The organism is Collinsella sp. LCP21S3_A3 (assembly GCF_052118905.1).
Classification (GTDB): Bacteria; Actinomycetota; Coriobacteriia; order Coriobacteriales; family Coriobacteriaceae; genus Collinsella.
This window is the reverse complement of record NZ_JBQKGH010000003.1, coordinates 36056-49267: the sequence shown is the minus strand read 5'-3', so window position 1 is coordinate 49267 and position 13212 is coordinate 36056. Positions and strand designations below refer to the sequence as shown.

9 protein-coding genes are annotated in these 13212 nt (G+C 57.4%); 2 read left to right on the top strand and 7 right to left on the bottom strand.

Features of this window, described 5'->3' with window-relative positions; genetic code table 11:
- The 5 genes from cas7e to ACTQ0H_RS02270 form a co-directional block, all read right to left on the bottom strand.
- Window positions 1-1146 (bottom strand): type I-E CRISPR-associated protein Cas7/Cse4/CasC, encoded by a 1146-nt coding sequence (gene cas7e / locus ACTQ0H_RS02290; RefSeq protein ID WP_441032281.1) that lies wholly within the window; start codon window positions 1144-1146, stop codon window positions 1-3.
- A 32-nt stretch (window positions 1147-1178) separates the two neighbouring features.
- Window positions 1179-1823, bottom strand: coding sequence for a type I-E CRISPR-associated protein Cse2/CasB (gene casB, locus ACTQ0H_RS02285; protein WP_441537753.1), 645 nt, complete (start codon window positions 1821-1823; stop codon window positions 1179-1181).
- Entirely contained in the window at window positions 1820-3553 is a 1734-nt protein-coding gene (gene casA / locus ACTQ0H_RS02280; RefSeq protein ID WP_441537752.1) for a type I-E CRISPR-associated protein Cse1/CasA, read from the bottom strand. Before casA ends, casB begins: the two co-directional genes overlap by 4 nt.
- The gene (cas3, locus tag ACTQ0H_RS02275; protein ID WP_441537751.1) at window positions 3550-6495 is read right to left on the bottom strand and encodes a CRISPR-associated helicase Cas3'; all 2946 of its coding nucleotides are present in this window, start codon (window positions 6493-6495) and stop codon (window positions 3550-3552) included. The genes casA and cas3 overlap by 4 nt, the downstream gene beginning before the upstream one ends.
- 251 nt (window positions 6496-6746) lie before the next feature.
- Window positions 6747-8084 carry a hypothetical protein gene (locus ACTQ0H_RS02270; RefSeq protein ID WP_441537750.1) on the bottom strand — a complete coding sequence of 446 codons (1338 nt, stop codon included), beginning with the start codon at window positions 8082-8084 and terminating at the stop codon, window positions 6747-6749.
- Window positions 8085-8302: 218 nt separating this feature from the next.
- Between ACTQ0H_RS02270 and ACTQ0H_RS02265 the strand changes: the two genes are divergently transcribed.
- A complete protein-coding gene (locus ACTQ0H_RS02265; RefSeq protein WP_441537749.1) occupies window positions 8303-9484 on the top strand; it encodes a cation diffusion facilitator family transporter in 1182 nt (393 codons plus the stop codon).
- A 110-nt stretch (window positions 9485-9594) separates the two neighbouring features.
- Here ACTQ0H_RS02265 and ACTQ0H_RS02260 read toward each other — a convergent pair whose 3' ends face one another.
- The gene (locus tag ACTQ0H_RS02260) at window positions 9595-10551 is read right to left on the bottom strand and encodes a hypothetical protein (protein WP_441537748.1); all 957 of its coding nucleotides are present in this window, start codon (window positions 10549-10551) and stop codon (window positions 9595-9597) included.
- A gap of 138 nt (window positions 10552-10689) precedes the next feature.
- On the opposite strand from ACTQ0H_RS02260, the gene ACTQ0H_RS02255 reads away from it, so the two are divergent.
- Window positions 10690-10926, top strand: a complete 237-nt coding sequence (locus ACTQ0H_RS02255) for a hypothetical protein (protein ID WP_035137347.1) — start codon at window positions 10690-10692, stop codon at window positions 10924-10926.
- A 494-nt stretch (window positions 10927-11420) separates the two neighbouring features.
- Here the strand turns inward: ACTQ0H_RS02255 and ACTQ0H_RS02250 are convergent, their stop codons facing one another.
- Window positions 11421-13088 carry a formate--tetrahydrofolate ligase gene (locus ACTQ0H_RS02250; RefSeq protein WP_427794639.1) on the bottom strand — a complete coding sequence of 556 codons (1668 nt, stop codon included), beginning with the start codon at window positions 13086-13088 and terminating at the stop codon, window positions 11421-11423.
- Window positions 13089-13212 lie beyond the last annotated feature (124 nt).

Genomic DNA, 13212 nt, shown 5'->3' with positions numbered 1-13212 from the left:
CTAGTCCACCTCTTCGGTTTGGTGGCCATTTTCGGCCAGATAAGCAGCACACGCTTGCGAGATTTGCGCAATTGCGGCGTCAAGATCACATGCCCCTTCGACACCCATGGCACTGGGAAGAGACTGCGCATCCGGAGATGCAGTTATAACGAACGTCTTTTGCGGGGTCGTTCCAAACGCCTTGTCAATCGCCTCTTCCTGTTTGGCCAAACGCTCACAACCAATTTCAATCTGGCTTTTCCCATGCGACGCCTCAACAGGTTTTTCAAAGGCATTCACCAAGCTCACCGGTTGCGTATCCCTCAGCTGAAGAACGACCGCTCCGGGGAGCGTGCGGTTTGCAAACGAATTCTGCTTTCCCGTGGGCATGGAAGTAATGAATGCCTTCAAAAACGCCTCGATGCCGCGGCAAGCAACCGCAGCCGAACCGAGATTTTCGCACAGATGCAGCACATCAATAGTTGCATAGCGATACATCGTCGATGAGGTGAACTCCGTTGTCTCAATCATTGCTGCGCCCGCATTGTCTTCGGGCGAGCAATCGTCAAGGGCAGTGAAGTAATCGAACTCTGGATTCATCCTCCCAATGCCAATGGCATGGGCGACCTGAACGGAGGCGTCGACATTCAAATCAGGAGCATCCGCCACCATACGACCGAACATTGCCACATCGATGCTGTTAAGCGTCGGTTTCTTCTTGATATCAAGAATTTCCTTAGCAAGCCTCTTGTCGACATCCGCGCCCGCTTCAAAAGCCTGCGCCGCCAACGATGCAAGGGCTTTGATCTGCCCTGAAGAAAGAAACAGCAAGTAGCCCGTTTCGCCATCTTTGACTTTGACGCCCGTTGCCGCCAAAGCCTTCTCGGCAGCAACTTCGGCCTGATCGCCTTCAATGTCCGGCAAAATGGCGGTCACGGCCTCCGCGATCAAGTTTGCTGCGTGCTTCGTACGCCAACCAAGACCGAACTCATCCAACAAATAGGAAAAACTATCGCGCGTGGCCTTCTTCCAAGCCTGGCTTGAGACCCTCGAGCGCTTGACTCCGCCGAAATATGCTGTTTTTGGACTACCCGTGTCATCTCGATTGATGTTGCTCGGAGGGACAGTCTGAAGGATATGGATATCGATAAACTGGGGCTTTTTCATTGTAGGTCCTTTCTTGGCGATTTCCCCATCAACTATTCTTCCGAAGAGCTGGCATCGATGCCGGACTCGGCCTTTGGTATTCGACTATATTCACGCCCCCACGCAAGACGCACCTTATCTGCTGTATAGGGGTTTTGCAGTGTGTATAGCTGTGCTGCAAAACGCGCGTAATCAACGGGAATCTCGGCAGCTCGCAGCTGCTGTATAAGCTGCCTTGCATAGTGAAGTGCCTCTTCCATGGAATCGGCCGTTATAAAGGCCCTAAACCTTCGAGGCATTTCGCCCTCTTCGAGATTCGAGTAACGTCCCTTATCACTCCGCACGAGCTGTCGCAGGGCTGCACCAAACGAATGTTCATCGCCAGGCACATACATTGGCTTGGTTTTGCCCTGTTGATGAACCGCATAGAGCGTGAGCGCGGCATGAACCGCCGTCTCGGCCCACGATGGTTCGGCGCCTCTCCCCACAAGCTCGGCAGGCAGGCCCTCGAACACAAGTGACCATGCATCTGCGCTTGAGCCCATGGGCAAAAGAAGCACATGGCGCAATGTTGCCAACTTTCGCGCTCCTCGTGGTTTTCTGCTGGCAGACAGATAGTCGTTTTGGATAGAGCATATGCGCCCGTGAACGAATGCGCCAATCATCTGCTCTGGGCGTTGCTCCTTGGTTTTCGTCATGTTTGAACCTCTTTATCGTTTGGCTCGTCTTCTTCAAGCGGCAGATACTTTTTAAGGGCGGCGTTCAACTTAGCCTCTGCTTTCGAGGCCGTCATCCAATCTGCGGTTTCTCCCTTCTCGTTTTGAGCAGGAGCGCCAACGATTGCCTCCGGACCAGCTTCGCGAAGGAGGACATCGGCATGCGCTTTGATAATCACGCGTGCGGTACGGCGCCATCGACGCCTCTCTACCTCCGCGTTGCTGGTCTCGTTAAGAGCGGCAAGCCACTGACGAAACGGCGAATCAATCTCAAAGAAAGCCCGAGCAATCGCTTTCTCTTTCGCTGTTTCTTTTGGTTTTTCGTCCGGCTTCGCTTTCTGATACTCCCTTTCCGCGCTTCCTCCCAACGCTATGCGGAGGTTTGCGGCAAAACAGCCCAAGGCAAAAACCGCCTTTGATGTCGAAGTCACAAGTTCCTTTGCAAGATTTACCAGGTCCTCTCCCTTGTCAGAGAGCAGATATGCACTTAATTCGACCTTGTCATCAAAAACAACGGTAACAGCTCCGCACTTAGCATCAACATATTCAAATCCTACGGCGCGGACGTTAACATAATCGCTCCAACGAAGCAGCGATCCTGAGCTTCTGCCACTCATCCTTTTTACCCAAGAGATAACCTCAGGAGGAACAATGCGAGACTCTTGTTCGGCGGTCCCTCCGAATATAGAAATGATACCCCGCCACATAGCTTGATCTCTCTCATGTTTACGAGGCAAAAACTCAATTCCGGAAGTCCTGGACGCCCCAACCCTCTCTTTCCAGGCAGTCATGCTTTCAATTTGGCGGAGCCTCTGATTGCTCTTTTCCATCTTTCGCCCGGCACTTACGATTGCATCGATCACATTCCGCTCGCATGGAATCAGCCGTACCCATCTCGATTGCCATGTGAAAAGCTCCGCGCGCCCGCGGGGGAAAGACTCCTCATGGCCGTCTGAGACCAGCAACGGATTAACCTCCCAACAAGGCTTATCATCCTCGAGGAACAGACAGTCCTCATCAGAACGAGAGGCAGTAGGCAAAAAATTTAAAAGAAGGGTATCTGCCAGAGAATCGCCTTCTAGATACATACAGCCCAATAGGCCATCTGGGCCTGGACCGCCAGGATATACCTTCCCGCCTTTAATAGATTCCGCTTTCTCCCCCAAAACTGGCTGTCCAGGAATTCCAAGAGCAAAAGCTTGCAGATGAACCAGCCATCTCGCTGCCTCGGCAAACGTCAATCTAGCGAGCCCAGAGCCTGCCCTTTGAAGAAATAGACGCTTATCCTCTCGAGACCAACTATCTCCAATAATCCTGTACAGGTTGTTCTCTTTTTTCTCGCTATCCTTCCAGCGCAAACCAACAACCTGCATAAAAGGCTGTTCCTCGTCAAACAGATCGAAACGATGGTGCCACTCGTCGAGGTATTTGTGAATCTGGTCGATGGGCAGTTCGTGAGCACGCCATAGGCGCCCCCAAACCTCCGCTGGAACGTCGTCATCGTCGAGCGTCGGAGAAATTGCCCTTTGCAGCACTGCCAGCAAAACGCGCAGAATCGCAAAATCCTGTGTAGGTAGATCGTTAGCCAAGCACTTGATGCTTGACGCTTGCTCAAATAGCTCGAGCAGTGATACCTCGCGCGTCGCCCCGCCCAAATCGCGAACGCAGATCCATGGTTCGTCCACGAGGTTAAAACTCACATTCTGGCTCATTGCGCATCTCCTTTCTTCCTCACTGTTTCAACAAGTTCAAGCCCGTCCTTACGCGAATAGTGCATGCGATAGATAGCATCTTTCGTTTCTATTACCGTATCTAGGTTTGAATCAAACGCCAAGACCAGTTGACCTTGAAGCCATCTTGACTCTTGCCATCTGAGCGCCTGAGATTTTGTCTCCAGGGCATCAATTACCTGATCAGACGATAGCCAGAATGGCAGGCTCACGGTACAACTCGCCGCAAGGCGGGCAACCTCATCGTCAGGCGCTTCACTTCCATCCCCTAAATAGCCCTGACACGGACGGCTCCCCTTTATGTCGGTGACCCAGGGAAGCAGCGTGAAACCGTCGTTGCCTACTTGGACCGCAATAACCTCAACCGTGTCACCAGAATCGCGAACGGCAGCGCGTGCTTTTGTCTCGTCTGCAAGCGAGAAGGTTTCATTCAGCCAGCCAATAAGACTTTGCGTCCCCTTCTGTGGCTTGCTCAGAAGCCAGGCATTTGCCTTGAGCTGCTTGTTCTCTTTTGTCTTCTCCAGCTCTTCTTCTGCGCTTTGCAAAGCATGAACCCATTCCGGTGCTGCGCCCGCATCGCACAACTCTTCCGCCGCAATGCTTCGTGAATACGTCCGCTCGACAAGGCCAGCAATATCGTGAGGCAGATTGACCATAGCCGTCCCCCCATCGGTACTCTTTGCCCTCAGCGAAAGCAAGCTGCGCAAAAGCATCGCAGGGTGATAGACCTTCTCTATACCCCCATTCACCTTAGGCGGAGCAGTCGCCCAGTCCTCGATGCCCGTGATAAAGCAACGTGCTTGCCTGAGCTTCTCCGGACGCTGTCCCTGATTTTCCCCGCGTTCATGGCGGTGTAGGCGTCCCATTCGCTGCAGCAAAAGGTCGATAGGGGCTACATCGGTGATCATTACGTCGAAATCAATGTCAAGGGATTGCTCGATCACCTGCGTACCCACTACGATGAGTTTACTGGGCCTGTCGGCAGAGTCGGGACCAAGCAGTCGCAGCAGTTCCGCATCATTTTCCATTCGGTCGACGGCAATAAAGCGCGAATGGACGAGCTTTACGCACGAATCGCCAAAGGCAGTCTTCAACTGCTCGTAGGAGCTTTGGGCACGGGAAACCGTGTCTCGCAACACGCATGCGCAACCACCATCGGACAATAAGTCCTCCAATTGTGCAACCAGCGCAGCATCGTCGTCTTCCAATCGTTCGACAATAACGTTTGTTCCGATCGAAGGGTCATCGCATGCTCGGTACATGCTATCGTCCAGCGCTCCATTTCGGGTTGCCGTTGTAACGAGCGGGTACGACGGCAACCCTGATGCTTTACGAGGAGCTTCCGGAATATCTTTCCGCTTTGATGCGCGACGAGTGGATTTTCTATCCCTACCCCGATAGGCGTGGATGAGCTCGTTGCGGCGCTCAGCGGGAAGCGTTGCCGAAAGCAGTATGGTCGGCACGCCGTAAGCGCCAAGCCACGTGAGCACACGGTCAAGATAGACATTCATATAGGCATCGTAAGCATGAACCTCATCGATTATGACAACCTTGCCGGCAAGGCCCAAGTGCCTAAGCTGCACATGGCGCGCCTTAAGCGCCGCCATAAGCAGCTGGTCGACCGTGCCCACAACAAATGACGACAGAAGACCACGCTTCCTTCCGCCAAACCACTGGTGCGCTGTCACATCTTCCTCAACGCTCTTTTTCGCGTCGTCCCCCATCCAAGTGCGTCCCCAGCTTCGCAGGCTGTCGTAGTCCGGGTTCAAAGCCGCCTTGCTATGCAAAAGTTGCATCGACTGCGTACTGCGGCCCCGCGAATCGGGAACGCACTCGAGCCAATCTTTAACGCGCTTGAACATCGCGTTGGAAGTTGCCATTGTCGGTAGAAGATAGGCGATTCCCCCTGCCCCGGTTTTCGGAGCCATAATCTCTGAGCACATCAGTGCGGCCTCTGTTTTGCCGTTGCCCATGGGCGCTTCGATAATGAGTAGCCCTGCGCCGTCCATGTCGGATGCCGCCTGCATCGCCTGCTCCTGTGCTGGACGCAAGCTCGCATCCTCAGGAAGACCAATAAAGCGGTGATGAAACAGCTCTTGTCCCTCTTCCTTTACCGGCATCGCCTGCCACGCCGGGGGCAACGCCAGCGAAGCCCATGCGGCATCGGTGCGCTTGATAAATTCGTCATAAGAGCCGATGCAAGAGTCAAGAGGGAACAGATCTGAATTTGAGGCAATCCAATCGGCAACGATAACCAGCGCAGAGACGAGTGCTTGTTCTGGTTGAGGAACAGGTGACGAGCTAAAGACACTCTCGAACTTCGCCATCCCCGACTCCTCAAACATCCAGTCAAGAAGCTCCTCTTGGACGGCACGCCAATCGTCATCACCCAAGTTCTCGTTGGGAAAATTACGCGATGCGCTCGTTATGCCGTCGAGCACGCTATCGGACGAAGGCGTGGTTCCATGATGCGCTCCCAGAATGCACCCGAATGTCCACGAGCAGTCCCAACCGCGTCCATCGAGCCAATCTTCGAGGATCACCTCACTCATGAAGGCGTGCGATGGAGGGTGGTTCATCATGCGGGGGCTCGGAACCTGAAGCCCCGCTTGTTCAACAAGTTCTGCCCGCTCCGAGACCTTGTACTGGAAGCCTGGCGTCGCCTTGCCAATGTCGTGGATACCAGCAAGCCAGGTAACGAGTGCCGCCGTTGCAGAGTCGTCACAGCCAAATGCGTTCACGATTTGGTACTTGACAGATTCCGGCAGCCATTCGTTCCAAAGCCTGCGCGCAACACCCGCAGAATCGACCATATGAACATAAAGAGGCGACCACAGGTTACGCTCTTCCGCGCTGCCGGTTTTTGCCCATAGTGCACGGGCACGTGAGCTTATGGGAATAGAGTCCATCATGGTCTTTTGCATTACTCTCCCATCCGCTTCTTCCTAGAACCCGAGAGGCTGGAAACGCCTTACGATTAGACTACTACCGCATACGGACATTTTTTAATAGCCCTCGGCAAACGTAATGTTGCTCAACGTTCGTGCTATGAGCGTGAGCGTTTAATGGAGTGCCTGCGGGTCCTGCCGCCGCACAAAAACGGGGAGGCCCGCACCCCTGCGAGCCGCCCCGTAGCCCTAACCTTCAAGTTACAGCAACAACCGGTACTACTCCCCTACTTCCCAAATAGCGCACCCAGAAAACCGCGGCGCTTGGGCTTTTCCTCTCGGTAGGAGCCCTCGGCCACCGCTGCCACCTGACGCGGTTGCCCGCCGCCTCCATGGCGCACGATCTGGTACAGAAACGGCGATTTAACGTATTTGACCTCGATGGGTGTGGCGTGCACGGTACTTTCGCTCGACAGCATCACGTTGGGATTGAGCGGTGCCACCACATGCGTCTCGCGCTTGTCGCTAAACACCACCGCGGCCGCACGACCCGTCTGGCCGTTTACGGCAATGCGCACCTGCTCGCCATCGCGGCTGTCCGTCGCCGGACGATCGACAAAGTAGACCGGCACCATCACCAGGCCGTCCTTATGTTTGCGGGCCTTGCGCGCCCACGCACGGATACTCTTTTTATTGAGCCCCAGCACCGCCTCGGCATCGTTGCCGGCAATGTCGAGCGCCAGCTTATCAATGACCACCTGGTCCTTGGTAGACGCATCGACGGAGACAACGCGGAAGTCGCCTTCCTGCATGGCAGGATCGAACGGCCCCACCTTGGCAAAGTCCCACGGCTCCAAAATGCCCATAAGACGAACGTCCAGGTAGTTTGCCCGCGGATATGCCCAGTCGAGCACCTCGTAGTACACCAAGGTCTCCTTGCTCAGCCCCTTGCCCGGGAAGGACGCCATCATGCGCAAATCCGCCAGCGCCATGGGAAAGTAGAAGAGCATCATGTCATTTTGAATCGCATCTTCCACGTCGTGCCCGGCAAAGGCTTCCGCATACTGGTGCACCAGCTGCAGCGCGTTGGCACGTGCCTGCTGCGGCGAGATTTCGCAGGGAATACCCTGCTCGGGTACATACTCCGCACCAACGCCCATGGTCAGGCGCTTGCTAAAGGTACCGGGCTTGAGTAGGTCTGCAACGCCGATCTTATTGCCGCAGGACGGGCACTCAAACACGCGCTGGGTCGACTCGCCTTCGAAGGATGCGCCGCAGAAGGGGCACGGGATGCTCACGTGCGCGGCCTCCTGGAACTCCTGCGCCGTGCCGCGGTCCTCCCACAGTAGATGCTCCAGAACCGACTGGTTGCGCCAGTGCGCATGAAAGAAATACCAGTCGGGGTCCACCGGGCGCTCGAGCTGCGACACATGGGTGAGCTTAAGCAGCCCATCGACAACCGTCAGCGGCGCATGGCGAATGCCCAGCGCGCTCTTGGGCTCCCCCGCATCGGCCTGCCACGGAACGACCGTGCCGCAATAGGCGCACTCAAAGCTGCGTTTAGCCTGGTGAGAGTACATGGGGCCGCCGCAGTTTTGGCATTTAATGGCAAACATCTCGTCCATGGATACGTCCTCCTTTACACAGGGGCTGTCGACATTAAGTATGTCGAGCAGGCAGGCACAAGCCCATACCCATGTGGCCCAAAATGGAGCACGCGGTCGGACAAGAAGCCCCGCTCGTTAGCTCCCGCAGACCATTACTGCATTTTCTGAGCATCGGCGCACGGCGCGCCCATGCGAGCTACACTATCCCCTTAAACGAGGATGCGAGGAGGTACGCCATGCTATTTGTAAATCGGCTGGTACATACACTTGTTCCTGGCAGCGAGGGCGAGCCGGTCGATGCATCATGTCGCACCAACGCGGGCTTTGCCGCAAGCCTCATCTGCATTGGCCTCAACATTACCCTGTGCCTGGCCAAGGGCATCGCGGGTCTGCTCGCCGGCTCTGTCTCGCTTGTCGCCGACGCCTTCAACAACCTCTCCGATGCCTCGAGCAACATTGTGAGCTTGCTCGGGTTCCGCCTTGCCAGCCGCCCGGCAGACGAAGGCCACCCCTATGGCCACGGCCGTTACGAATACCTCGCCGGCTTGTTTGTCGCCGTCCTCGTTTGTGCCGTCGGCATCAACCTGGTGCTCGAGTCCATTGCCAAGATCATCAAGCCCTCCCCCACCGCCTACACGCTGGTCTCCCTAGCAGCCCTCGTCTTGTCCATGCTCGTCAAATTATGGATGGCCGCATTCAACCGCGCGCTGGGCGACCGCATCGACTCGGAGACGCTCATCGCCACGGCACAGGACTCCAAAAACGACGTCATCACCTCGGGCTCGGTCTTGGCGGCGGCGCTTATTTCGCAGACGACCGGCTTTGACCTCGATGGCTGGGCAGGCCTGGGTGTGGGTATCTTCATCTGCATCAGCGGCATGGGCCTGGTGCGCGACGCCATCAGCCCGCTGTTGGGACAAGCGCCCGACCCCAAGCTCGTCCAGGAAATCCGCGACAGGATCATGTCGTACCCCCAGGTCTTGGGCACACACGACCTCATGGTGCACGACTACGGCCCCGGCCGTCAGTTTGCCAGCGCACACGTGGAAATGCCCGGCGAGGGCGATGCCTTTGAGCACCACGAGATCCTGGACACCATCGAACACGATATTAAACGCCAGATGGGCATCGACATTACGCTGCACTGCGACCCCATCGCCACCACCGGCGACGACCTGCGCGGCTGGGTCAAGCATGGCGTCATGCAGATCGATCCCGCGCTCTCCATCCATGACCTGCACGAGCACGATGGCTTTGTGTCATTTGACCTGGTGCGTCCCGACGGCTTTCGCATCTCCGACGACGAGCTGTTGGAGCGCGTAACGCATATCGTGCACGAGCGCAGGCCCGATTCATCATGCGTTGTCACGTTTGACTCGGGCTTTAGCTCGCCCGACCGTCCGGCAGAACAGCTGTAATCGACAGCAAAACGGGACGCAGAACCGCCGACCAACGCGCCCATGCGCCCGGTCACGCGATCCTACGTCCCGTTTTTGTTTGCACCGCTAAGGCTCTAGCCGCTCGGCCGCTAGTTTCCCTGCGCGCCCGAAATGCCATTTTGCAGGGCATCCCAGGCGTTCGTTGCCATATCACCCAGATTCTGAGCAGTATCGCCGAGATTCTGGGCTGTGTCGCCCAGCTCTTGGGCCTTATCCCCAAGCTCCTGCGCCTTGTTGCTCAGGTCCTCCAGCGTGTTGGAGCTCGAGCTGTCCGTGGTGCCCTGGTCGCCGGACGCGTTGCTCGACGAGCTGTCCTTGCGCGTGAGCTGAATCTCGAGGTTACCGTTGTCGTTATAGTAGGCAGACGTCACGACCCAATTGGCATCGACAACAGGTGTCGAGCCGTCGTCGGTCAGAATCACGGCATTCGAAAGATCGGCCCCGCGCGACTTGAGGAGCTTCTTGGCGTTTGACCAGTACTGACCCGGGATATCGCTCAGGTCGACGGTGCCGGACTGGGCAGTCTCGGTCTGCTCGGCCGTGGTATCAGTCGTGGCGCCCCGCTTGTTGAGCATGCCCGACACGATGGCAAACACAACCGACAAGGCAAAGAAGATCGCCAGCACGATGAGGATCTTCTTGATCACGCTCGACGAACGCGAAGGCTTCTTCTCCTCGTCCTCGCCATACTGGGGGATGGACTTGGGATACTCACGATACGGCTCGCGCGCGTATCGGTCGTGCGACTCGTAGCGCGGCTGTGCCGTGCGCGGCATATATGTCGTCTGCTGGGGCTGCGGAATGGGATTTTGCGGCAGGTCATCATAAGGGTCTACCGCCGCGTTGCCGTAGGGGTTCTGCGATGAGACACCATGCGGGTCCTGCGCCGCATTTCCGTAATTCACAACGCGCGTGGGATCGGCCGACACCTGCGTCGTATCGGGGGCAGCGTAGCCGGGATTCGGCACGACGCGGGTCTCATCGGCGCCATTGCCCGTCCGCGGGGAGCCGTAGCCACCCATTACGGTCGTCTTGTCCTGGTCCATGCAACGTTTCCTTTCCGTCGCCCGTAAGCATCAAGTTATCCATGCATTCTACCCGCGCAAAAGCCTATGATGGACAAAGCCCGCCGGTATCTACAAGACATGCGCGGCCGACGGTCACAAGCGAATCGAGGATATGTCATGGCAAAAAGCAAGCTCATCAAGGACACGACGCGTGCCGAGCGTGAGGAGATCATCAAGCTAGCGCTCGCTGGCTGCGGCAACGGCAGCTGCGACAACTGCGGAAGCTGCAGCTTGGGAGCCGGCGACCCGTACGGTACCTACCAACCCTACATTGACGGCGAGATGGAAATCGCCGATATCAACATGATGGTCGCCGAGCGCAACGCCAAACTCTTCGGCCTCCAGCGCGGCTAACGACCTCTTCTTGGGCTGTGCACCACAAAATGCGCCCATCTACTACGTTTAACCCAAGGGTGCCAACCATAGCCAAATTTGCGTTAACAAAACCGCAGGTAAACGTCTTGCCGCATTGTTAAAAAACGCTCCATGGTCGGTCCAACCCTGGCAAACGTAGTAGATGGGCGCTTTTCGTGGCGCGGCTGGCCCAGACAGCTTGTCTCGGAGCCAATTTGCATCAAAAAGTCCCCGGCGGCGCTGCGTTTTGCGCCACCGGGGACTGTTCAGTTCACTCCCTGTTGCTTTGCCCTACTCGTTGGGCACATGCGTGGCGCAAGGATACTCAGGCGTCACATCCTGGCCGTTGGAATAGCTCGAATTTTGTAGTACGCCGACCTCGTCACCTGTTCCGAACGATACGGAGAAACGTAGCTATCGGTATAGGTACGCACAAAGCCCCGCCGGGCCTTGGTAGGCACGGCGGGGCGGGCAAGCGGCTATGAGCAGCAGGCTTAGAACAGGCCGGTGATGTTGCCGTCGTTGTCGACGTCGATGTTCTCGGCCGCGGGAACCTTGGGTAGACCCGGCATGGTCAGAACGCTGCCGGTCAGCGCGACCACAAAGTGGGCACCGGCGGAAACCTTGAGCTCGCGCACGGTGATGCGGAAGCCCTCGGGCGCGCCCAGAGCCTTGGCGTTATCGCTAAAGCTGTACTGGGTCTTGGCGACGCACACCGGCAGGTTACCAAAGCCGTTCTCGCGCAGCTCGGCGAGCTGGCGCTTGGCAGCCGGCGTAAAGTCGACGCCATCGGCGCGGTAGACCTTGGTGGCAACGGCCTCCAGGGCGTCGGCCACATCGGCGCCGTCCTCGTAGGCAAACTTGAGCTCGCTCGGCTGCTCAATCAGGCGCATGACCTCATCGGCCAGGTCGAGCGCACCCTCGCCGCCCTTGGCCCAAACCTCGGACAGCTTAACGTTGACGCCGAGCTTCTGGCACTCGGACTCGATGAGCGCAAGTTCGGCCTCGGTGTCCGTCGGGAAGCGGTTGATGGCGACCACGCAGGGAAGACCATAGACGTTCTGGATGTTGTCGACGTGGCGCAGCAGGTTGGGCATGCCGGCCTTAAGGGCCTCGAGGTTCTCGTCGTTGAGGTCGGCCTTGGCAACGCCGCCGTTGTACTTAAGCGCGCGGGCAGTGGCGACAACCACGACGGCGCTGGGACGAACGCCCGTCATGCGGCACTTGATGTCCAGGAACTTCTCGGCACCAAGGTCGGCGCCAAAGCCGGCCTCGGTAATCGCGACGTCACCAAAACGCATGGCCATGCGGGTGGCCATGATGGAGTTGCAGCCGTGGGCGATATTGGCGAAGGGACCGCCGTGGACAAACGCGGGCGTGCCCTCGAGCGTCTGCACCAGGTTGGGCTTAAGCGCATCCTTAAGCAGCGCGGCCATGGCGCCCTGGGCCTTAAGGTCGCGGGCGCGGACGGGCTCGCCGGCATAGCTGTAGCCGACAACGATTTCGCCCAAGCGCTCCTTAAGATCGTTGATGCTCGTGGACAGGCACAGGATTGCCATGACCTCGGAGGCAACGGTGATATCGAAGCCGTCCTCGCGCGGCACGCCCTGGGCCTTGCCGCCAATGCCATCGATAACATGGCGCAGTTGACGGTCGTTCATGTCGACGACGCGCTTCCAGGTGATGCGCTTAACATCGATGCCGAGCTGGTTGCCCTGCTGAATATGGTTGTCGAGCATGGCGGCCAGCAGGTTGTTGGCAGCACCGATAGCGTGGAAGTCGCCGGTAAAGTGCAGGTTGATGTCCTCCATGGGGATGACCTGGGCCCAGCCGCCGCCGGCGGCACCGCCCTTTACGCCAAAGACGGGACCGAGCGAAGGTTCGCGCAGGGCAACGGCGCTCTTGACGCCGCGACGACGCAGACCGTCGGCCAGACCGATGGTCGTGGTGGTCTTGCCCTCGCCCGCAGGCGTAGGATTGATAGCGGTCACGAGAACAAGCTTGGCCTGGTGATCGGTCGGCTCGTTGAGCAGTGAATAGTCGACCTTTGCCTTGTCGAAGCCGTACGGAATCAGGTGCTTTACGTCGACGCCGGCGTTCTTGGCCACCTCGGTAATGGGCAGCGGCGTGACGGAACGTGCGATTTCGATGTCAGTAGGCATGGGCGGTCCTTTCGTTACCGGATGAGAAAAAGACCAATTCAGCATAGCACGGGCGCGCAATAGTAAAACGCCCATAACCGATGAACGGCGATATGTTTATCCAATGCCCAGCGATAGCCTACAG